We start from the raw sequence: 22,886 nt of genomic DNA on the forward strand, positions 1-22,886 counted from the left end.
TCTTCCATCAGATGCAAGTGTTACTTATACCGGTAACGACCAAACAGACGCTGGCACTTATACGGTAACCGCTATAGTTACGCAGGCCAATTATGAAGACCTAGAGCTGACCGCCGAACTGAAAATTAACAAGGCGGCAAGCGTGATCACTTCCGATGCTACGCAAACATTTACGTATGATGGAACCGCCAAGTCAGTAAGTGGAACGTTAAATCACAGCGAAACCACCATCAGCTATGACCCTCAGCAAAGCTATATCGATGCAGGCAGTTACAGCATTACACTGAAGGCTGCAGAAACCATCAATTACCTGGAATCAAGTAAGACAGTTACACTAAAGATCAATCCGGCAACGATAATTGGTGTGACCCTTACAGCTCAGACCTATACTTATAATGGTGCAGCCAGGAGCCTTGCGGTAACAGGTCTGCCGGAAGATGCCACCATTACCTACCAGAATAATGATCAAACCAATGCCGGCACTTATACAATAACTGCCACTGTTAAACAACCGAATCATAGCGACCTGGTGTTGACGGCAGAATTGAAGATCAACAAGGCCCTAGGCTTAATCACGGCAGATGCTACACAAACATTTACGTATGATGGAACTGCTAAGTCAGTAAGTGGAACGTTAAACCACAGCGAAACCACCATCAGCTATGACCCTCAGCAAAGCTATACCGATGCAGGCAGTTACAGCATTACGCTCAATGCTGCAGAAACTGCAAACTATCTGGAATCAAGTAAGACCGTTACGCTAAAGATCAACCCGGCAACGATAACAGGTGTTACTTTAGCAGATCAAACCTTTACCTATGATGGCACGGCTAAAAGTCTTGAAGTAACCGGTCTTCCAGCAGATGCAACTGTTGCTTATACCGGTAACGACCAAACGGCTGCCGGCACTTATACGGTAACTGCTACAGTTACGCAGGACAATTATGCAGACCTGGAACTGACCGCAGAGCTGAAAATTAACAAGGCGGCAAGCGTGATTACCGCTGATGCCACGCAAACATTTACGTATGACGGAACCGCCAAATCGGTAACCGGAACGTTAAACCACAGCGAAACGACCCTCAGCTACGATCCTCAGCAAAGTTATACCGATGCAGGCAGTTACAGCATTACGCTGCAGGCTGCAGAAACCACCAACTACCTGGAATCGAGTAAAACCGTTACGCTAAAGATCAACCCGGCAACGATAACAGGTGTTACTTTAACAGATCAAACCTTTACCTATGACGGTACGGCTAAAAGTATCGAAGTAACCGGCCTTCCGGTAGATGCAACCATTGCCTACCTGGGCAATGAGCAAACCAATGCCGGTACTTACACGATAACCGCCACGATTAAACAAACGAACTACAATGATCTGGAACTGACTGCAGAATTGAAGATCAACAAGGCGGCAAGCGTGATCACCGCCAATGCCACGCAAACATTTACGTATGACGGAACAGGCAAATCGGTAACAGGAACCTTAAACCACAGCGAGGCAAACATTAGCTATGACCCTCAGCAAAGCTACACCAATGCAGGAAGTTACAGCATTACGCTGCAGGCTGCAGAAACCACCAACTACCTGGAATCGAGTAAAACCGTTACGCTAAAGATCAACAAGGCAACGATAACAGGTGTTACTTTAACAGATCAGACCTTTACCTATGACGGTACGGCTAAAGGTCTCGCGGTAACAGGCCTGCCAACTGATGCAACCGTTGCTTATAGTGGTAATGGCCAGGTAAATGTTGGAACTTATGTCATTACCGCTACGGTTAAGCAACCAAATTTCAATGATCTTATCCTGACGGGTAGACTGATCCTTACCCCGGCAACGATAACTGGTGTGACTTTAACAGATCAAACCTATATCTATGATGCAACAGCTAAAAGCCTTGCGGTATCAGGTCTGCCAGCTCGCGCAACCGTTACTTATACTGGCAATAGTCAGACTAATGTTGGGACTTATGTCATTACCGCTACGGTTAAACAACCGAATTTCAATGATCTTATCCTGACGGGTAGACTAACCCTTATCCCGGCGACAATTACCGGTGTAGCACTGACGAACCAGAGCTATGTATATGATGCAACGGCTAAAAATATAGAAGTAAGCGGATTGCCACCAGGCGCAAGTGTAATTTACACCGGTAATGCTCAAACAAATGCGGGCAACTATCCGGTAACTGCGGTTGTTAAACTAGCTAATCATAAGGACCTGACATTAAATGCAGAGTTAACTATTCTCCAGGCCGTTCTAACAATTACGGCCAACAACCAGACGAAAGTTTATGGGCAGCCTAATCCGCCGTTAACCCTGAAGTATGATGGCTTTGCTGCCAATGAAAATGAATCGGTATTGTTGGTGCAACCCTCAGTTTCAACTGTAGCGACCCCGGTAAGTCCGATTGGAACTTATCCAATTATTGCTGAAGGAGCATCTGCTGCCAACTACAGCATCAGCTATGTTCCGGGCATATTAAAAATTAACCCTGCCGCCCCCGCAACTATTGCCCTTGCTGCGGTTACTGTATTTGAAAACAGACCTGCCGGTACTTTGGTTGGAACATTAAGCAGTACCTCTGATGATCCTGCCGCTGAATTTAGCTATAGCCTGGTTAGCGGATCCGGCGATACGGACAATAGCCTGTTTGCAGTTTCAGGTACGCGTTTGATAACCAGTGCATCTCTTGACTTTGAAAACAAGGCAGTTTACAGTGTTCGGTTAAGAAGCACCACCCAGCATGGTTTTTACCTGGATCAGGTGTTTAACATTAATATCAGCAATGTAAATGAAATCCCGACAATGGCTGTGATTTCCGATCAGACTATTTGTTATACCCAGACTGCGCAATCGGTTGCCTTAACAGGTATTACTGCTGGTCCGGATGCCGGCCAAAATGTAACGTTAACCTTAAGCAGCACGAACGCAGGTTTATTTGAAAGCCTGACGGTGAACAAAGGCACCGGCAGTGCAGGTACGTTAAACTACCGCATTAAAGCGGGATCTTCAGGTACGGCTGTGGTTACCATCGTGGTAAAAGATGATGGCGGAACAGCGAACGACGGTGCCGACACCTATAGCAGAAGCTTTGTGATTACAGTAAATGCATTGTCTGTAGTTGCAGTAACCAGCAATGTTGGCTTGTCATTAAGCAAAGGAGAAACTGCAGTATTAACCGCAACCGGAGGCGTAAGTTACAGATGGAGTTCGGCAAGCGGCATCATCAGCGGTCAGAATACGGCTGTGCTGACGATCCGCCCGGATGAAACGGCGACCTACCAGGTTACTGCGACCAATGCCAGCGGATGTACCGATGTTCAGACGATCACCATTGAGGTACTTTCTGATTATATGGCGATTAGAACAACGAATATCCTTACACCAAATGGAGACGGGAAGAATGATTATTTCATTGTAGAGAACATTGATAAGTACCCGAACAATGAATTGAAGGTATTTGACAGAGCCGGAAGGGTTCTTTTCGAAAAGAGAAATTATGACAATAGTTTTGATGCAATCATCAGCGGAAGTCCACTAACTGAAGGAACATATTACTATATTCTTGATTTTGGCAATGCACAGCCTAAGAAAAAAGGTTTTATCACCGTTGTTAGAAATTAGCAGGTAGTTTTAGGTGTGCTTCGGCAACTCTTATAAGTTCCCCGGAACTTATAAGAGTTGAAAGCCCTGGGCCCTATAGTTATTTAGCTTTGGATCGCCGCTTGCAAGATCTGTTACAAGCACATCAATGCCGCTAAAATCGCAGACTTTGAAATATTCAATGCTGTCTAACTTTTCTCCATTACTTAATGCGACAGTTTTTAAGGACGATTTGATCATCGCCTGTTTTAACTCGCCTTCTGTTTGTAACGAAGCCGTAATTCCAAACGCATGGTGAATGGCACAGGTGCCCATGAAGTAAAGATCTGCCACATACTTGCCGGCCTCATAAATAGCCTGTGTTCCTGAGCTCGTTGCCGTATCACGGTCATAATTGCCACCCAGAATGATGATCTCAATTTCAGGGATCCTGGATAAGATCTGTACAACGGCCTGGTTATTTGTAATGACCTTTAAAACGGAGTTTAGAGGTAATCTTCCTGCTATCGCACATATGGTAGATCCGCCATCCATAAAGATGGTTTGTCCGTTCTTTATAAGTTGTTGCGCTTTAAGCGCAATCACATCCTTTCCCCCCTGCAAGTAGGTTGTTCGCTCCTGGAAGCTTAATGGGTTTTCAGATCGCAGCATGGCACCGCCCCGTATCTTTGACAAAAGACCGTTATTGTGAAGCGTTTCAATGTCCCTTCTAATGGTGTCTTCTGAAACGCTTAGCTCACCAGCTAACAAATCGTATGTCACCATTTCCCGATTTTGTAACAGCTTCAGGATGTGTTGTAATCGTTTCTCCTTAACCATGTTGCTGTGATTTTTCATTGTTTCTAAAAATATAGGCTGCGGCAACCGTCAGCAACAGAAATGCGATTACACCAAATGCCGTTGAAAGAGAAAAGTGATGGGCAATAAAGCCGAGCAATGCTGGTCCGGCAAGCTGACCGGCATAACCGATTGTTGTGATTGCAGGAATGGCAACCAGGGCAGAAACAGATTTCAGCCGCCCGCCTTCACCTATAAACACCGGGACGATATTTGCAGCACCTAAACCAAGTAAGATAAAACCAGCTAAAGCGCCAATTAAGAACGGAGAAATTATAACTAATATTACCCCAATAGCCGCAAGAATGCTGCCGCCTATAACCACCTTTTTACCGCTAAAACGGGAAACAAGTTTGTCCCCAAGCAGACGCATTGTGGCCATAGCAATCGAGAATGCAGCATAGCCAATCCCTGACAACTCGTTGTCAATGCCCCGGTTTTCCTTTAGGAAAACAGCACTCCAGTCCAGCATAGCACCTTCCGATAAAAAGACGATAAAACACATTGCACCCAGAAACAACACACTGGCATTTAACCAGGACGATGAGGCATGTTTACTGCTGCTGTCACTGTTCGATGAAAACTTTTGAATAGCCTCCATTTCAAGATCCCGGTCTAATAAAGAACGGGATTGGAAGATTACGATGATGATCAGTAAGATTGAAATAGACAAGGCTGCGATGATTGGTTCTAATCCAGCTTTCATCAGCCCACCAAGACCCAGTGATCCTAAAAGCCCGCCTACACTAAATAAACCATGAAAGGAAGACATGACCGACTTACCATACATATTTTGTACCTGGACACCGTGTGCATTCATGGCCACATCAACAGTTCCTACTGCTGCACCAAAGATGAAAATAGCAACACCCATCCATACCACCGATTGGATGATCAATAGTAGCGGCAGCATAACTGCCATCAGAAAAGAAGCATAAATAATTACTTTACGGCTGCCATATTTCTGACCAAATAACCCGCTCAATGGCATCAGGCAGATAGCGCCTGCTCCCAGGCATAATAAAAGGAGACCTAAGTTCGCATCATTTAAACCAAGCCGGTCTTTCGCAAAGGGCACCATGGGTGCCCAGCTGGATATAGCCAACCCACAGACCAGGAAAATAGCCTTAATGCCGAAAGAGGCCTTTTTTACACGATTTAAATCATTCACTTTGCAATATTAAGCAAATTTGCATTAAATTGCAACAAGTGTGATGGGTATATGATAATTAATCGGGAAGCAGGATAAATATGCTGGCTAAATTTCTGGTGTAAGCAGGTGTAAACTAAATGATCACAAAGCATCAGTTGGGTCATTACAACAATCCTGTCGTCTCGGCAACCTTGCAGGCTTCCATGGCATTGGTCACATTTAGCTTCTGGAATATATTCTGACGATGCCGGTTTACTGTATTGATGCTAAGGGACAGCTTGTCAGCAATTTCTTTGCTTCTGCGTCCATGTTTGATTAGTCGCAAAACCTCTTTCTCACGTGCAGATAGCATATCGGTGAAACTATTGTGGTTGTAGTCGATTGTTTTACCAGAGCTGGTATTGATGATTACACTTTGGGGAACTTCATATTCAGGATGGTCATATATCATATTATACAGGCAAAGGGCAAACCTTATGCTTCCATCATCGGAACTGCCAATATATAACAGCCGATGTTTGATCAGCATATACTTACCTTCAACATTCCGGATCCTGAGTTTGGTGATGGCTTGGTAATTGGTCCGCTCTGCCGGCCCGATCGAGTTCAGCAGCTGGAAGAACTGGAGTTCAAGCCTGTATTTCTTTTGCAGGTCCTCAGCATTTACCCGGTTTAGCAGTTCATCTTCCCAGATCGATCCTATCTCCGCCTGCTCAGTAGAAAGCCCAATCTGCTGTGCAATTGCTCCATAGTAGATATAGCTTCTTCTCGATCTCATATCACTCAGTACGCTAATACAGTTTTCCAGTCTGGAATACATTTCTGCAATGAGTTTACCGTTATCCAATTTTAAGTCCGCATCCGGACTTGCCTCGAATGACTGGGACAACAGTTTGATATCAAGTATATCTCGCATGTTTTTTGTGTATTGATATGGTTATTAATTACCATTGGATTTGGCCCCTGCCATCAATAGCTTTGCTAACTTACTAAAGTTGGAGTTGATTTGACTAAATGTTTAGAGAAATTACAAAGAAAATGACGGGAGGTTAAGTTTTCTCACATTGCCTGAATATTTTAAAGTACCATCCAACGATCAGATTGATAAAAAAACATGAAAAAAATCCTTTTCGCAATAGGCCTTATGTTTAGCCTGAACGATCTTAAGGCGCAGAGCCTTGACAAAATGCAGTGGTTCAATGAACCTGCTCAATGGCAGATTAAAAACAATAGCCTGGTGATGCAGGTAACCGGTGGTAGTGATTACTGGCGCATCTCGCATTACGGGTTTACCGTAGATGATGCCCCTTTTTATTATGGAAACTATGGTGGCGAGTTCGAGGCAAAAGTAAAGCTGACAGGTGCCTATAAAGCGCGTTTTGATCAGATGGGACTGATGATACGAACAGATCACAAAAACTATATCAAGACAGGTGTAGAATTTGTTGACGGGAAGTTCAATGTAAGCACGGTGGTTACCCATGGAAAAAGTGACTGGAGTGTATTGACGCTTGATAAGGTGCCACCCTTTATCTGGATTAAGGTAGTGCGCAGGCTTGATGCGATAGAGATTTTTTATTCTCTTGACGACAAAGAATACATCATGACCCGTAATGCTCCGCTGGAGGATAATGCACCCGTTATGGTTGGTCTGATGGCCGCAAGTCCGGATGGAAATGGGTTTGAAGCAAAGTTCGAAAACTTTAAGGTTACGCACTTACCAGATCAGCGCAGACTGGAATGGCTGAAGGCCCATCAGTAGTCTTTTAACGTTATTCGTAAATATTTGACACGACCTAAAAGGCTTCCAAATCATATTGGGAGCCTTTTTTCATACCATTGACTCCTTTCAGGGGATGCCGGATGTTTGTACATCTTTCGTATGTTTGAACAGATTCTAACGATCATATCAGAATGGCAATATATCAATTCATCGCCCCTTTAAATTTGAAGCCGGGTTTTGCAGAATAGTAATTCAAATACGTCATGTACTCAGTGGAGTTATAATGCCAGGTGTATTTTATGCTTTTTTGTTTCAAATCTTAAAATTATGAAACAGAAAAAACTCTTCCACCTGCTGGCGTTGCTGCTGCTCTGCTTCCCGCAGATGCTTTTTGCACAAAAAAGTGATGCCTTTTCAAAAATGAGACCCGGTGATTGGTTTGAAGTCCTGGTATCAGATGCCGATCGTGACCCTAATGATGAAAGCTATCGTTTCAATATCCGTTATACGTTGAAAGAAGTTGATGCAGCGGGTAATAAGACGTATATGCTCAGCTTTGAAAGGATCAGGATCATTATTTCAGCAACCTCAAAAAGTCCCTTGGGTTACGACTCTTATTACCCGCCTTACCAGCAGGGTATTCAGCAGAAGCCGCTTAGACCAGGATTTACTTTGGACGTCGATAAAACAGGCAAGGTGCTTTCTGCAATGCCTGAATATGATTTTCCGTTGGTAAATCTTTATCAGATTGGTCCCGTTAAAACGGACATGATCAGGTCCGTGCAATTGAAGCCTGTTTATGAGGAATCGGCTATTTTGATTTCTCAATTTATCCTGACTGCTATCGCCCATAATGAAAAAGATTGGTACAGCGGGCAGATCTATAAAGATACCGGGTTAAGATTTGTTTTGGCTGATGCTGCATTTCCCATGGCCTCCAATGTACTTATAGAAGGGAATATCAAGAACATCGACGTGCAAATGATGCAGCCACTCACGCTAAATCTACAAGGGGTGAAAAGGGAATTTCATATCGCCAAAGATGGAAGTTTTAGAATGACAGCTTTTGTAACTGAAGGAACAGATGCCAGCCTGAACTATAGCTCATTATCAAAAAGATTAAGTATTCCTTTGATTTTAAGTCCCGGAGATACACTTCGTATTCATGCCGATGCCGGTCGCCTTATTGAAAGTCTGCAGTTCTCAGGCAGACCAGCAAAAATGGCCGAATTTGGATTGGAACTGGCTAAATTTGCCCAGACAAAGAAAAGCGCTGAAATTCCCTATGGGGCGACATCCTTTTCGGCAAAAAATCTTATGGAAGATCAGATTGCCGATGAAAGCACTTTCAGAAGATTGGTTGAAAAATACAATCAACAACTATCTGATGATGTTTTGATATATCACCATCTAAAATTTGCCTTCGAAAGTGCCAAAGAAAGACTCGATTTTTTATCAAAAACCAACTACAAAAGTAGTCCCCAATCACAGAGATTTGGGAACTTTCCCAAGGATTTTTTCAAAGGGATTGATACACTGCCAGTGTTGATGAATAATTACAATACTGCGGCCTGGAATACATCATTCCTCTATAGTTTTCAATTTTATATGACCAGTAAGGATAACCAGTTCAATGGGGGCAGTCAGGGATTTTTTCTCGGCAGTTACGTTTCTTCCCTGAATCACTTGAGACGGTTTCCGCTATACTTTGCACTGACTGGTGCTTTTGAAAATGAATTTATGGTCAATAGCTGGAAGACCGCACAAACATTGAAGCCCTATTACGACGATTTCATCAACAACTGCGGAGATACGGCACTTACCAATCTTGTTCAGCAAAAATGGCAGGCCCTCGCCGCCTGGGCACCTGGAAATCCAATGCCGCTAAAGAACATTAAACTTTCCGACGGCAGCCTGCTGGACCTTAACCAATTTAAAGGCAAGGTGCTGAGCATTACATTCAACTTTCACAATCCGGAGCAAATGGGCAGGCTGTTAAACAGAATTAAAAATCAGGATCCCAAAAAAGTTCATTTTCTCATCGTTCAATTAAAATTAAAGGGGGCAGGGTATCCAGCATCCAGTATTACAGAAGAACTTAAGAAGCTTCCTCAGGTAAGCTATGTAGAAGTCACGAATCTGGATAAAGACCTGGAAAAAGTCATATTGGCTGATGCTTTTGATATTAAAACATTTGTTCTCGATGCTGATCAGCGGATCATTCAGGACAATATTAATGAAAGTCCGAATACATTTTCGCAGGACAAAGTATTCGAAGAAGTCATTCAAAAGGCATTGGCTCCCAAAACAATGAGTAAGGAAGACAAAGCTGAATTGATCAAAATAACAGGATGGAGCATTGGCTCCATCCTGTTTGCAAGCTTGATCTTTTTGTGGATCTATAAAGCAAGGATCTCTGCAATCAGAAGGAAAGAATCCTTAGTGAGGCAGATCAAAGAGCTGGAGATCAAAGCCATTCGTTCTCAGATGAATCCTCATTTTATGTTTAACGCATTGAATTCCATTCAGTCGTTAATCAATAACAAGCAATATAAGGAAGCCAATATTTACCTGGAGAAGTTTTCATTATTGATGCGGAGGGTACTCAACAATTCAGAGAAAACTTTTGTGAGCCTCTCCGATGAAATAGAGGCCGTGTCGCTTTATGCAGAATTGGAAAAGCTGCGGTTTGATTTCATTTTTAGTATTACGATAGACAAAGAAATCAATACTGACCTTACCGAAATCCCTGGCATGATCATTCAGCCACTGGTAGAAAATGCCATCATACATGGAATTGCACAGAAAGGAAGCAAAGGAATTCTCGAGATTCTAATCACTAAAGAGCCGGGTTATCTCAGTATACAAGTGATTGACAATGGTAAAGGTTTGATCGCAAAAGCCGCTGAAAAGCAGGATGGATTTGGTTTGAAGCTGGTTCGGGAACGCCTGAATTTATTAAATGCACAAGGCGCAGAAGGCGCATTGAAGATAAACAGTAATTCAGGTGATGCCGCTGCAGGCGTTACCGCGACCTTAACCATCCCGATCGATTAAGCAACTCAAACTCCTGTCTTTTATGACCAGGGTCCAGGCTTTGCCACAGAATTAGCTTATGTAATACAAAAAGTAAACACAAATATTCCAAATGGCACTGTAAACGGTGATCGTTTAGATGCTATTTTATAATTAAATCTCCCATTTTAAATATTTGTTCAGAATGTCGTTATAGTCTGAATAATAAGAAATGGTGAGATAAACCCCATTTGGGAGCAACAGGAGTTTCGTAGGATAGCCTCTGATCTTGAAATCATTTTCTACTTTTCCGTCAGACATCAGGACCTGATAAGTATATTTCGTTTTTTCCATGAAGTCATCTACATTTTTCTTCTTGTCGAAGCAGGCTATGGTTGTTACGATTAACTTCTCCGGATTTGGGTTTTTTAAATGTATCGCATCAATTTTATCAATCTCTGCAACACAGCTGCCGCACCACGTTCCCCAGAAATCTACAAATACAAATTTGTTCTGCTGATCTTTATTGGCAACAACCATTCCGGAGCGTTCGCTTAGTGAGAATTGGGGTACAAGTGGTAATTTAGCTTTCAATGCCGCACTAAAGAAAGCTTTGAAGTCCCCATCAGGATAAGTCTTAAAGTACTTTTCTTTTAGTATAGGATATCGTTCCGGTTCCATGATCACCATATCAACATATTTTTGCAATTTGGCATCGTCATTCAGACCGGAACTCCCGCCAGAAGCCAGATAAAGATCAGTATAAGCTATAAACGGTGTAAACTTGTACTCTGCTGTTAAACCAAATTGGTTATCGACAATGTCCTGCTGGGTGGGTAAATAATCAGCCGCCATTTGCAGGTAAGCTGCTTCCGTGTCCTTATTGAACTTGCTTTTGCGATAATAGGCATCAGCAAGATTTTTTTTGTAAACTATTTTGTTAGGGCTAATCGAATACTGGAAAGTGAAAGGACTTATGTTTTCAATAGATCCAGAGTTGATCATCTCTATTTTCTTCTTGCTCAAATCAATTGTATAATCAATATAGGCGAGTAAGATCGAATCGGGAACGTTCTTTTTCATCAGCTCATCGTAAATCAGGATCCGATAGCGGCCTGCTTTATCGAATACAGAATTGAAGTGTATATCAGCTATTTTGGTCAACTCATTTTGATCAGTTGCCAGTCTGGCCTGAACATAAGTTTTCATTCCCTTGAAAAGCGCTGTCGCTATAGGTACTTTAAGTTCCTCTATCTGTTCAATGATATTTAGTGCCATTTTAAGGGAATCACGATCTTTCATTCGATAAACCAAACCACCGAATTGGTCATGTATTGAAGTAGAGGCGTTCTCCATATTCATTGGGTAATAATCCTCTCCTTTAAATTTAGTGAAGCAAAGCTCAACTGCTTTTTTAACATTACTTAGGTCACCCCGTTCCAAATCATCAGCCATCTTATTTTCAACATCGTTCTCATCCGGTAAGAATTCATAGGGAACTTTGGCAAGAATCTCCTCATAACCATCACCCACATAAGTTAAAACGCCTAGTTTGGCACCCAGATATTGATAGTCGTCTTTTGCAAATCCTTTGTCCAGCGCACTAAGCCTTTTCATGATCTCTGCTTCTATGGTCTGGCTGCCTTTTTCTTTATTAAAAAGATCTGCGAGATCATGTATGGTACGGATTGCCTTGTTAATCGGTGTGTAATAATCTTTGTAATTTAAGGTGATTTTCGCTTCATACATTAGCGGTAATACCGCGAGTTTAGTTTTGCTGTCTGTTGATACCAGATTAAACCTATTCATGGTATATGAACTGTTGATGGCTGCACCCGTCGCAGATATTGTATTTGTGGCAGAGTCAAGAGTATAGGAGGAGATTAGTCTGCTGGAATTTCCTATCGTGGCTTCCTTTTTTAACTGATGGCTGGTAGTCTGATCTGTGAGGTTGGTACGGAAAGTCGTGTCTAAATTTTTACCCGGATATTTAAAGAATGCGGAAAGCATTTTAAAGCGCTCATCTGTGACTATCATGTCAGCAACTTTCTGGTGCTTTTGATTAGGCTCAGGAGTGCGTAATTCTTTTAATTTTGCCAGAATAGCTTCCTTGATCTTAGCCACTCCGTGTATCGCTGTGATATTTCCATTTTTATCAACCATTAGCTCATAGGAGCTGTTGCTGATCACTTTATTTGCGATGGCTGAAAACTCTTCAGGCTGTTCCGCAAAGGGAACTGTAGAGTCAAGAATTTTGTCGGACCACTGTGTAAGAAATAACTCGGGTGATGCTTTTATCGTATAAATGCCATTATTATGGGCAATTACCTCAAAATTTGTTTTCCAGTACTGGTAATTACTTGAACGATATTTCGGGTTCTTTAGGTTTGATTTATTCAGTCCTTCATAGCTGAACTTTTGTCCGGCTTTCAGTTCTAATGTTTGCGCGCCGGCAATTGAAGAAATAAAGAGAAAGGCGAGTAAGAGTTTGATTTTCATAGCGTTGATCATGAGTTACAAGATAGTGATTAATGGTTGTCTATTCTGATTAGTTTCTTGGCTTCTTCTAAAACCTCGTCTCTGCGTTCTTTAATGCCTTTAACCGTGGGCTTTACAATCCGGTCAATTTTTACCCCAACCCGTTGCGCATTGTAGCCATCCGGATAATATACACCTATTCCGGAAATCCATGTTGTGATTCCACCAGGTAAGTAAATGGGCGTGATGTTGCCATCTGCTCCCGCAGATGTACTGCCTATAACGGTCACATTCGGTGCACTCTGCATGGCCATGGTTACAAATTCTGAATTGCTCTGCGTATTTTCATTGACCAGAACAACTACTTTTCCTTTGTAATAATTGGTTGATATGGTTCCGTTCTTAACAGCAGGTTTAAAGATGAAGGTTCCAGGCTGGCTGATCGACCGTTCACTAAACTTCACAAAGTCACTGGGTCCTGATTTAAAGTAAGCAGCCAGGGTACTCTCGATCACATCAATCGGATAGCCACGCATATCCACTATAATGCCTTTGGTGTTTTTGAATCGTGTTTTTATGCTGTCCAGCTGCGTATTTTGATAGGTTTCGCAGTGGATATAACCGATATCATCGTCAATCAAATGGTAAACAGGCTTTGGAGGTATCAGATATAGGTCGCTCGATCTGGCCTGTGAGCCGGATTGAACAATGGCAAGCGGTAAATGATCCCTAATGATCTGTAAGGTAAATAAACTGTCATTGCCTCTAAGCAAATAAAGACCCCTCATATCCCGCAAGACAGTGCCCCGGTTGGAAGCAGGTGTGAGCGGTGTATATTTATTAACCAGCGATTGCACCTTTTCTCCATTGATTGCCGTAATGATGTCTCCAAGCCGCAGGTTCTTACGGTCGTCTGCTGTTTTTTTTAATGAACTCACTACCACAAACTGATTTTCAACAAAGGCGGCATCAAACGGTAGTTTATATTTTCCAAAGCTGCGCTCACGCACTTCACTTTCAATAAAGGCATGTGAATCGTGTATGGATGCAATTAGCCGGGTTATCGTGTTTACATACTCATATTCATCATGTGCCTTAATGACCTGTGGAATGAACGCGGGAAGGACACTATTCCAGTTTTCTGTAGTTAGATCCCTGTATGGCGAAAAATATTGAATGGTGTTCCAATAGCGGTATAAGGCTAGTAGCCGCTGTCCGGCATCGGGATACTTTTTATCTGCATAACTACTTTCATGCGGAAAGGAAGTGTGAGCGGCATCCTTAAGGCCATCCACGTAATAATGAGTGAGGTTATTGCTGTTCTTTAAAATATAGGCGAGTTTATTGGAGAGCGTGTTACTAAAGATCTTATTTTTAAAGAGGCTGCCATAATCGGGTTTTAACGCGATAAGACCCGGTGCTGTAGGTGTTTTGCAATTCGTGCAGGGTTTAACCTGTCCGAGTTTATCCACCCATCTTTCCATCAGCATGGATGCCTGCATATCATTTGTGCAACGGATGAGATCCGGTAATATTCTGAACAGTTCAGCATCCCAATTGAATTTTCCATTCGCAATTGCGGGATGGTGGTATTTTAAGAAACCCCAAAGTTCGCCGAGTACCGTTAAATATTTCTGGCCTGATGGTGTAAAAAGGATGGTATCAATGCCAGAGCTTTTGTCGAACTGGGTATCATTCAATGCCTCGTACAGGGGTAACTGTATTTCTAATACATCGTCTATTGGTTTTTCATCGATATATAATCGCAGGCTGTCCACCCACATGGTACCTTTGCCAGCCATTACGGCCCCAACATGAATGGTTGCTACTTCGCGACCGTCGTATGGCAGCTGGATCATAAATTCCTTCCAGTCATTTGTGCCGTTAAAAGCAGGCTTTTCTGTGTTGTCAAAAGAGATGCGTTTACCATTTGCCCCATCCGTACGCATCCAAAGTCCGGCGAAGCCGTCAGTCACATCTTTGGTCTTCAGATTGCCGCCCAATACCAAACGTGAACCCCGATATCGCTTATTGATCCTAAAAACGATTGATCCATAATCTGGTCCCGGCCTGTTGGTGATGGAGACTGAATATTTACCTTGCCGCTTTACAGTACTGTCGAGTTTTACCAGGTAGTTGGTCTGGTTTTTTAGCGTGAAATCCCAGCCAAGGGGATTGCCGGTGCGGTCTAATATCTCAAAATTGCCGTTAAATTTATGCTGTCCGTAGAGGACTGAACTAAAACATACGAGTAATGCTGCTAAAATTGGCCAGGTAATCAGTTTCATGCCGCAAAATACAGGATTTCGGTTTTGCATGTTTATAAACCGGGCTGGTTTAACTTTTTTTAACTACTGGTAACTCTTTGCAAACACATCTTTTGTCTAAAATTTAAGTTTTCTTTTAAAGTAATAATTTGCTGGAATCTAATCTTTGTTCAGCGGTCGATCTATGAATTTTCGGTTAATAGCTGTTTCAATAAACGCTGCTTAACGGCATTAAAAGTAATATAACAGCGCTTGAATTCAGGTAGAATTGATATAGCCTTCGGGAGCTATTATTTATTAACTTAAGACTGACTAGGTGCCTGCAATGTGTCCATACGCTTTTGACCCTGTTACCACCCTGTTAGCACCCTGTCACGACCCTGTTAGCACCCTGTAAAAGTACTACCCTTGTGCTGCTCTTTACTGCCGCTTTAACGCGGCAAATTTTAGGAGGTTTTACTGGATGTTAGTCTTCCGGATGCTAAAATAAGAATTATTTTTAGCATGATAAGGACGCTAACCCTCTAAGTTCTGCACCCTTGTGTTTTAAAGAATTAAGCGCCCTAAGCAATTTTATGAAATTATCGTATAACGATAATTTAACTAGATTAATGGTCTCTAAACAAATGCTGAAATGAGAATATAATCTGCTATGCAATAAACCAATCGTTTATGGTTTTTCCCTTTTTTCTTATATTTTTAATGCAAATTAGAGAATCTTCGATGTTGCCCGTCACCACAAATCGTGCTATTGAAGTTACACTTGCCTGAAAAACCCGGCATTTAAAATTAACGTATGAAAGGAATAATAAGATTTATACTGACTGCAGGCTTTGTCTTCTGTAGTGTACTCACTGCAAATTCGGCAGACATCACCATTAAAATTACCAAAAAGTATTTGAATCTGCCCATTTCCCAGCGCCAGGACAGAGGTACCATGCAATTCAGTATTGCCGGTAAACAGGAGCGCTCATTCCGCATCAGACTGGCAGCCAATGAACCTGAGTATTGGGTATTTTGTGATATGTCTGCCTTAAAAGGAAAAACCATCAACATTAGTTACGATGGACATGGGGCAGGACTGAGTAAGATCTATCAGGACGATCAAATCGCAGGGCAGGATTCTCTCTACAACGAAAAGAACCGTCCGCAGTTTCATTTTACCTCGAGAAGAGGTTGGATTAACGATCCGAACGGAATGATCTTTTACGAAGGAGAATACCATCTTTTTTATCAGCACAATCCCTACGAAAGAGAATGGGAAAATATGTCATGGGGACATGCCGTGAGTACGGATATGAACCATTGGAAAGAGCTTCCTGTTGCGTTATCGCCGGATAAGCTTGGAACGATGTTTTCCGGTTCAACCGTGATCGATTACAACAATACCGCGGGTTTTAATAAAGGAAATATACCGGCAATGGTTGCCCTTTACACGGCAGACAATCCAGACCGCGAAATTCAATGTGTTGCCTATAGCCTCGATAAAGGCCGTACCTGGACAAAATATGATAAGAATCCCGTAATAGACTCTAAAGATAAATGGAAAAGCAAGGATACGCGGGATCCGCGGGTGTTTTGGTATAAACCCGGCAATCATTGGGTCATGGTACTCAATGAACGTGATGGTCATTCCATCTATAATTCCAAAAATCTGAAAGACTGGACCTATGAAAGCCATGTTACCGGATTTTGGGAATGCCCCGATCTATTTGAACTGCCTGTTGATGGTGATAAAAATAAAACAAAATGGGTGATGTATGGGGCATCTAATACGTACATGATCGGCTCATTCGACGGAAAAACCTTTACACCTGAGTCTGGCAAACATTATAACGTAACGGGAACGATCTATGCTGCCCAAACCTTTACCAATATGCCTGAAAGTGATCCAAGGAGGATCCAGATTGGTTGGGGTAAGGTGCAACAGCCCGGAATGCCTTTTAACAATATGATGCTTATGCCGACAGAACTTACGCTTCATACTACGAAGAACGGAATCAGGATGTTTAGCATGCCGGTTAAAGAAACTACCCAATTGTTTGAACGTGTGCATCAATGGCCTTCCTTAACGCCTGCTGAAGCGAATCAAAAACTTAAGGAATTCTACAATTCAGACCGCTTCAGGGTTAAAGCTACCATTAAGTTGTCTTATGCAACCAGTGCAGGATTTAACCTGTTCGGCCAGCGTGTGGTAGATTATGACATGAACTTTAACCTGATCAATGGGGTGTTCTATTCGCCGGATGCCATCACCAGCATGGAGCTGGACGTTGACATTTATGTTGACCGCACGTCCATAGAGGTATTTGTAGACAATGGGGCCTATTCTTATTCGATGGAAAGAAGACCCCGTTCAGACAACAAAGAAGGATTGCATTTCTGGGGAAATGAGGTAGAAGTGAAGAACCTCGGGATTTATTCCGTTAAGTCGATCTGGAAGTAATCTCAGCGTTTAAATAACAATGGATTTTGAGATTCATTGATCAAAGGGTCGCCAATCGTTAGCGTATTCAAGTATTCGTCAGGAAGTACATTTGCGATGCCATTGTAGGTGCTTCCGTCTGGCATATACGCACAGGTCATTGCCCTTCGCATACCGGGTGTCATGTTTGCATGTGCACCATGAATGGTAAGGCCGTTGTGAAAAGAGCAGCTTCCTGCTTTCATGGGTGCAGCTACTGATTTGGAAGTTATAAAAGACGGATAATAGCGGAATATGGCATCCATGTTTTTGCCGATACCCGGATTGTCAAAACTGGTCTCCTTATGAGAACCAGGTATGAAGAACAAGCATCCGTTTTCCAGTGTTGCATCATCAAGGGCAACCCATATGGACAATGCATTCCGGTCTGAAAAAGACCAGAATGGGGTATCAAGATGCCATGATGTTGGATTGGCCCAGGGCTTTTTGATCAGGGCCTGATCATGCCAGATCCGGATGCCGTCTACACCTGCAAGTGTTGCTGCCATTTCACCAATCTTTGGATCCAGCATGAGCTCACTTACCTTTTCGCTGGTTTGCCAAAGGTTGATCAGTTGATCAAATACTTTATTGTGATATTCTGCATCATTGTTTATTCCGTCATCTTCACCCGCATGGACGGCTTTACCGGGTATTTTCTGGCCTTTCCGGTCTGCGACCGCTTCTGTAACCGCCAGTCGCCATTTTTCAAGATCATTCGCATTAAGGAAGTCCTCAATTACGACATAACCATTTTTTTGATAGGATTCAATTTGTGCTGGTGTGATCTGGGTATTCATGTTTTTCGTTTGATGTTGTTTGAGCTAAACAAAACTAAACAAAGCACTTGAGCCTCTATTTTACTAAAAACCATTGTATTTGTGTTTTTTGATATTCGTAACAAATACATTCCGGATGAGTATTACCGTTGTATTATCTTTAAATTCAAACCTTATATGAAACCTGGTCTATGGAAAATTACCATAAATATTTAAACATTAGTGATTTCGAAAAAAACTGGGGTTTTTATGTCAATACGGTTGGCTCTGCAAAGGTTGGTCCCAATAAGAATTACCCCAACAACAGGCATCATCCAAGCGATCATTCTTTTACCTGGGACAAGGGAAGGATCCTTGATAGCTATTACCTGGTTTTTGTAACTAAGGGAGAAGGTTTGCTGGAATCTGCCAAAGTAAAAACCCAAAAGATCAAAGCGGGATCCTGCTTTTTTATATATCCGGGTGTATGGCACAGGTATAAGCCTCAACCTTATTCCGGATGGGAAGAATACTGGGTGGGATTTAATGGAGCTTATCCAAATGAACTCATGCAAAAAGGAATATTTACACCGGAAAACCCATTCCTGGAAGTAGGCCTCAATGAAGAATTGCTATCGCTGTTTCATACCCTGATCCAAAAATCAGTTGTTGCAGAAATGGGATATCCCCAGGTTATTGCTGGAATTACGATGCAGATCCTTGGATTACTACATTCCATCTCTAAATACAGAACATCCGATTCCGATCGCAGGTCGAAGCTGATATCGAAAGCCAAATTTCTGCTGCAGGAATCTATTGATACACCTGTTAATCTCGAAGAGATGGTTAAGGAGCTGCCAATGGGTTATTCTAAATTTAGAAAAGCGTTTAAAGAGATAACGGGTGTTTCACCCAATCAATACCATCTTGATTTGAGGCTTGATAAAGCAAAAGAACTCCTGGCATCAACCAATTTGACCATTAATGAAGTGGCTTACAAGACGGGTTTCGGTTCTATATTTTATTTTTCAAGGCTATTCAAGAAAAAGAATGGAATGGCTCCTAAAGAATATAGAGGGGAAAAAGCATAACATCAATTGGGACTACGGTATTGCTGGTATCGCTGAGCCAATAAGTCTTTCATGAAACAGTTGATCTCAAACTGACTGGCAACCGGTAAATTGGTAAAGGGAATTACCGGCATATATGGCGGTGGCCCGAATTCTGTAGTAACGGGCAGCACATCACAATTTCTACTGGCATTGATGTGGATAATTTCATCCCACCAGCTCAGAAATTTATTTAGCGCATATTCCCATTCTGGAGCCCTTGGATCTGGTACCTGTGGTCCTTGCTCAAATCCAATCCGTGCATGGATGTGCCTGCTTCTGCTTAGTGTTTTATCCACAGCAGCCTTAAAATTTTCCAGCATACTTTCTGTTACACAAACCCAATGAGACAGATCTGCAGTGATGGGTATATCTTTACGCAATTGAAAAATGGTTTCCATCATTTGTGGTGAATATCCCAATCTGCCCCGGTGTGTTTCATGAGTGACCAGGATGCCGGTTTTCTCTGTAAATTCTTGTGCAGCATCCAGCAGTTCGATGTTTTGAGATAAAGAAAAATAATCTTTACCGGTATGGGAATTGATCAGTATAGGGCCAGGCTCGGCACAGGCATGAAGGTTTTTGATAAAGGATAACTTGAACGCTTTAAAAGTACTTCCGCAGGCACTGTGCTGGTGCGTAACGATATCGAGGTTATGCTGCTGCAGGTAGTTGAAAAGAATTCGCCGGTCGCTGATGAGTTCGGGTATCCAGGTATCTACCCCATCGTAACCAGCATCTTTGATCTGATCCAGAAACTCCTTCATTGGAAGGTGTTCATGCCCCCAGAGGGGACTAAGTATTTTAACTTTCATATCGGGTTAAATGATCATACTGCCTCCAAATCTATCTTAAGCTTTTTTTATACTGAATTTAGTTGCCGGTTTACAGACCTTTTCAATAGAATAGCTTCCATCAATTTTTGCACGTACACTTTGCACGGTATTGTTGATTTTCAGTAAATAAGCAGCACCAGGCTGTAACCCTTTTATGGAGAATCTGTAGCGGTCAGCAGAGTTGACTATCCAAGAGTATGCTGCTGCATTCCATGAACTGATTTCCATATTGATGCGGCGTTTTGAAGCCGCATTGACCTGGAGTAACATGGTGTCTTTATTCTGTGGATAATAAGTTAACAGATTTCCGGTCTTAACGGCCCCGAATCCTTCTTTACTTCGAATGGAAAAGCCATTGGTGCTCATGGTATACGCGTTGACACTTAATTTTAGGGCATACACCGTGTTGAGATGGGTATATGAAAATGCTGTTCCATCCAGTTCTTTGCTCATATTTGGTTCTATGCCCATTCTGTTCCACTTCGGCCGCAGGCCATAGATATCTCTGTATAATGCAGTTATAGTGGTGCTGATGCCCGCTAAAATATCATCTCCAAGACCCATTTGGGTAACTCTGCTGTATCTCTGTGAGGAGAGGCCATCCTTTTTATATTGTTCCAGTATGTTATTGATATATTTCAGGGCGATGGCTTTATCATATTTAGCATAAGCCCTAATGCCAAGGTATCCCCAGGTAGGGAAGATATCGCCATTTTCATATTTAGGGAACGGCCAGTTTCCACCGCTAACCTCTTCCCGTGTAAACGAATCAAAACACAATGGCCAGTGGAACAGATTCTCAGCTTCGGTACGCTGCTCTACCTGATCGAGGATCAGCGCAATCCGCTGCGGATCATCACATAGTCCGAATGCAATGGCTGCAAAGTTTACCGGAGTTACCAGGTTATTGCCATGAACAGACCCGTCGTTGTCCCGCCAGTATACATATTGTTTTTTGGCGGGCGACCAAAAGCCGCCTTCTTCGATGGGTTTGTTGAATGCTGTTTTAAGGCGTAACGCCACGGCTGAATAATAATCTGCCTTTTCCTTATTCCCGAGCGTCTTTTCGCAGTTAGCCCACAACGTTAGGGCTTCATACATTTGTGCATTGACAAAGGCGTTTTCAAAACTTGCCCAAACAATATCCAGCCAGTCGCTTGCCTTTTGCTCGGACACATTATTATTCATCATTTCAAAGATCCCATTCTTATTGGAATCCCTTCTGATCAGCCAGTCCAATGCCTTTTCACAACTTACCTGATGTGACCGCAGCCAATTGATGTCACCATTTACATCAAACTGCTCACTGGCATTGATGATATAGCCCGTTTGCGAGTCTATCGTATATCCCCACATCGCTTCGTAATATCCTGTTTTGGAATTATAGGTTCCTGGTATTTCATCTCCTGCGGCATTGTGCCAGCGCGATAGCACACGTCCATCATTAAGCATCGCCTGGTCACGTTCCTGATCCAGTGTGGATGACATGTTTTTGGTATAATTTGGGTCATTCAGAGCCATTCCAATCTGGGCGAAGAAAGGTTCATGCAAACATTTCCAATTGGTAAGCCAGCCGTTGGCACCTATAATGTTATTGTCTACCACACCATATCTGCCGGTGGTATTCAGGAGTTCACGAACGGCTGCCGCATCGATGCCTGGAAGAGTTCCCCTGGAATATGCTTTGAAATAATCGATATATTGCAGCTCGAAACTTACTTTGACTATTCCTTTTTTAATTTCGAAAGGTGCAAATACATTGGCCCTTCCGGATACAAACCGGCTTAAATTATAGCGCTGCTGCAATTGAGATTCAGTGACCTGGTGTGTAAGGGTAAATTCATTCTGCGCACTGTGGGAATAGGCGGATGCGATTTGATGATCTTTAACGGGTATAGCCGTAATGCGCAATGCATCACCGGATTCGGCATTCCAGAATGTGACCCCCCCGGTATGCACACCATAAGTGTCATTTACCTGTTTCAGGTATTTACACCAAACCATTCCACCATTATCCATAATTCCGCCTTTCCATACAGACAGGTCGGAGAAATTCCATTTAGGAAAGGCCATTTCTTCCAATGTAGCAGCATTTGAATACTCACGGGTAATGTCCCAGCGGATCTTATCCCTATTAATTTTGAAGTTCCAGGTTTCCCGGACGGCTATATCTTTGTCTCCGTACTTTATGCCGCTTAAGGTTACACCACCTGCATTTTCAACAACCTGGATCGTACCTGCATTATCCTGAGAAGTGTATGCCTGGCTTTTGGTCCGGATCCCTGAATAAATGCCCGACGCAGATAAGGTATTCTTACCTTTTAAGATCAATTGTTTGATGGTGCATCCGTTTGAATAATCAATGGTAATAGCCAGTTTCTTGTCGGGAACGGTGATGGTAATCGTCTTCGCATCTGCATCACGCTGTATCCTGGTATCTGCACTTCCCATTGAAAAGCACATCCCCTGAAAGAGGAAGAAAAAGGTCGAAAATAGTAGGCTGAATTTAATCATCAATAAGTCTATTGGTGTGTCTTTCAAAACTAAAGCAAAAAATACATAAGATCTTATTGCCAATGCTTAATTGTTTGTACTTTCTGATATATTAGAGCCGGTCGGTGTCTCGCAGAATTTGC

The 22,886-nt window shown here is 42.5% G+C and carries 13 protein-coding genes; 5 read left to right on the forward strand and 8 right to left on the reverse strand.

The window, feature by feature from the left end:
* Positions 1-3,631: MBG domain-containing protein (locus ATK78_RS20830; RefSeq protein ID WP_166664935.1), on the forward strand; the 3,631-nt coding region annotated here is incomplete at its 5' end.
* Between the two features lie 48 nt (positions 3,632-3,679).
* On the opposite strand, the gene ATK78_RS20835 is transcribed toward ATK78_RS20830, so the two are convergent.
* The 3 genes from ATK78_RS20835 to ATK78_RS20845 form a co-directional block, all read right to left on the reverse strand.
* Complete coding sequence (locus tag ATK78_RS20835; RefSeq protein ID WP_243732597.1) at positions 3,680-4,447, reverse strand: DeoR/GlpR family DNA-binding transcription regulator; 768 nt, start codon at positions 4,445-4,447, stop codon at positions 3,680-3,682.
* A complete protein-coding gene (locus ATK78_RS20840) occupies positions 4,422-5,618 on the reverse strand; it encodes an MFS transporter (RefSeq protein WP_243732598.1) in 1,197 nt (398 codons plus the stop codon). The genes ATK78_RS20835 and ATK78_RS20840 overlap by 26 nt, the downstream gene beginning before the upstream one ends.
* Before the next feature lie 145 nt (positions 5,619-5,763).
* Positions 5,764-6,516, reverse strand: coding sequence for a response regulator transcription factor (locus ATK78_RS20845; protein ID WP_133578070.1), 753 nt, complete (start codon positions 6,514-6,516; stop codon positions 5,764-5,766).
* A gap of 198 nt (positions 6,517-6,714) precedes the next feature.
* Between ATK78_RS20845 and ATK78_RS20850 the strand changes: the two genes are divergently transcribed.
* A complete protein-coding gene (locus ATK78_RS20850; protein WP_133578071.1) occupies positions 6,715-7,362 on the forward strand; it encodes a DUF1349 domain-containing protein in 648 nt (215 codons plus the stop codon).
* A gap of 288 nt (positions 7,363-7,650) precedes the next feature.
* Positions 7,651-10,380, forward strand: coding sequence for a sensor histidine kinase (locus ATK78_RS20855; RefSeq protein ID WP_133578072.1), 2,730 nt, complete (start codon positions 7,651-7,653; stop codon positions 10,378-10,380).
* A gap of 132 nt (positions 10,381-10,512) precedes the next feature.
* Here the strand turns inward: ATK78_RS20855 and ATK78_RS20860 are convergent, their stop codons facing one another.
* Together ATK78_RS20860 and ATK78_RS20865 are read right to left on the reverse strand one after the other, a co-directional pair.
* Complete coding sequence (locus ATK78_RS20860; protein WP_166664936.1) at positions 10,513-12,837, reverse strand: TlpA family protein disulfide reductase; 2,325 nt, start codon at positions 12,835-12,837, stop codon at positions 10,513-10,515.
* A 29-nt stretch (positions 12,838-12,866) separates the two neighbouring features.
* Positions 12,867-15,134, reverse strand: a complete 2,268-nt coding sequence (locus tag ATK78_RS20865; protein WP_133578074.1) for a S41 family peptidase — start codon at positions 15,132-15,134, stop codon at positions 12,867-12,869.
* A 745-nt stretch (positions 15,135-15,879) separates the two neighbouring features.
* Here ATK78_RS20865 and ATK78_RS20870 point away from each other — a divergent pair.
* Positions 15,880-17,529, forward strand: coding sequence for a glycoside hydrolase family 32 protein (locus tag ATK78_RS20870; RefSeq protein WP_133578075.1), 1,650 nt, complete (start codon positions 15,880-15,882; stop codon positions 17,527-17,529).
* Between the two features lie 2 nt (positions 17,530-17,531).
* Here the strand turns inward: ATK78_RS20870 and ATK78_RS20875 are convergent, their stop codons facing one another.
* The gene (locus ATK78_RS20875) at positions 17,532-18,347 is read right to left on the reverse strand and encodes a phytanoyl-CoA dioxygenase family protein (RefSeq protein WP_133578076.1); all 816 of its coding nucleotides are present in this window, start codon (positions 18,345-18,347) and stop codon (positions 17,532-17,534) included.
* 170 nt (positions 18,348-18,517) lie between these two features.
* On the opposite strand from ATK78_RS20875, the gene ATK78_RS20880 reads away from it, so the two are divergent.
* Positions 18,518-19,396 (forward strand): AraC family transcriptional regulator, encoded by an 879-nt coding sequence (locus ATK78_RS20880; RefSeq protein ID WP_133578077.1) that lies wholly within the window; start codon positions 18,518-18,520, stop codon positions 19,394-19,396.
* A 2-nt stretch (positions 19,397-19,398) separates the two neighbouring features.
* On the opposite strand, the gene ATK78_RS20885 is transcribed toward ATK78_RS20880, so the two are convergent.
* A complete protein-coding gene (locus ATK78_RS20885; protein ID WP_133578078.1) occupies positions 19,399-20,229 on the reverse strand; it encodes a sugar phosphate isomerase/epimerase in 831 nt (276 codons plus the stop codon).
* 36 nt (positions 20,230-20,265) lie between these two features.
* Entirely contained in the window at positions 20,266-22,764 is a 2,499-nt protein-coding gene (locus tag ATK78_RS20890; RefSeq protein ID WP_208112415.1) for an alpha-L-rhamnosidase-related protein, read from the reverse strand.
* Between the last annotated feature and the right edge of the window lie 122 nt (positions 22,765-22,886).

Origin of the sequence: Pedobacter metabolipauper (assembly GCF_004362715.1) — a bacterium.
Taxonomy (GTDB): Bacteria; Bacteroidota; Bacteroidia; order Sphingobacteriales; family Sphingobacteriaceae; genus Pedobacter; species Pedobacter metabolipauper.

What these genes read in the sequence shown, in the direction of transcription:
- ATK78_RS20835 (WP_243732597.1), bottom strand. Translation starts at nt 4,447, where the DNA reads ATGAAAAATCACAGCAACATGGTTAAGGAGAAACGATTACAACACATC.
- ATK78_RS20845 (WP_133578070.1), bottom strand. Translation starts at nt 6,516, where the DNA reads ATGCGAGATATACTTGATATCAAACTGTTGTCCCAGTCATTCGAGGCA.
- ATK78_RS20850 (WP_133578071.1), top strand. Translation starts at nt 6,715, where the DNA reads ATGAAAAAAATCCTTTTCGCAATAGGCCTTATGTTTAGCCTGAACGAT.
- ATK78_RS20855 (WP_133578072.1), top strand. Translation starts at nt 7,651, where the DNA reads ATGAAACAGAAAAAACTCTTCCACCTGCTGGCGTTGCTGCTGCTCTGC.
- ATK78_RS20860 (WP_166664936.1), bottom strand. Translation starts at nt 12,837, where the DNA reads ATGAAAATCAAACTCTTACTCGCCTTTCTCTTTATTTCTTCAATTGCC.
- ATK78_RS20865 (WP_133578074.1), bottom strand. Translation starts at nt 15,134, where the DNA reads ATGCAAAACCGAAATCCTGTATTTTGCGGCATGAAACTGATTACCTGG.
- ATK78_RS20870 (WP_133578075.1), top strand. Translation starts at nt 15,880, where the DNA reads ATGAAAGGAATAATAAGATTTATACTGACTGCAGGCTTTGTCTTCTGT.
- ATK78_RS20875 (WP_133578076.1), bottom strand. Translation starts at nt 18,347, where the DNA reads ATGAATACCCAGATCACACCAGCACAAATTGAATCCTATCAAAAAAAT.
- ATK78_RS20880 (WP_133578077.1), top strand. Translation starts at nt 18,518, where the DNA reads ATGGAAAATTACCATAAATATTTAAACATTAGTGATTTCGAAAAAAAC.
- ATK78_RS20885 (WP_133578078.1), bottom strand. Translation starts at nt 20,229, where the DNA reads ATGAAAGTTAAAATACTTAGTCCCCTCTGGGGGCATGAACACCTTCCA.
- ATK78_RS20890 (WP_208112415.1), bottom strand. Translation starts at nt 22,764, where the DNA reads ATGATTAAATTCAGCCTACTATTTTCGACCTTTTTCTTCCTCTTTCAG.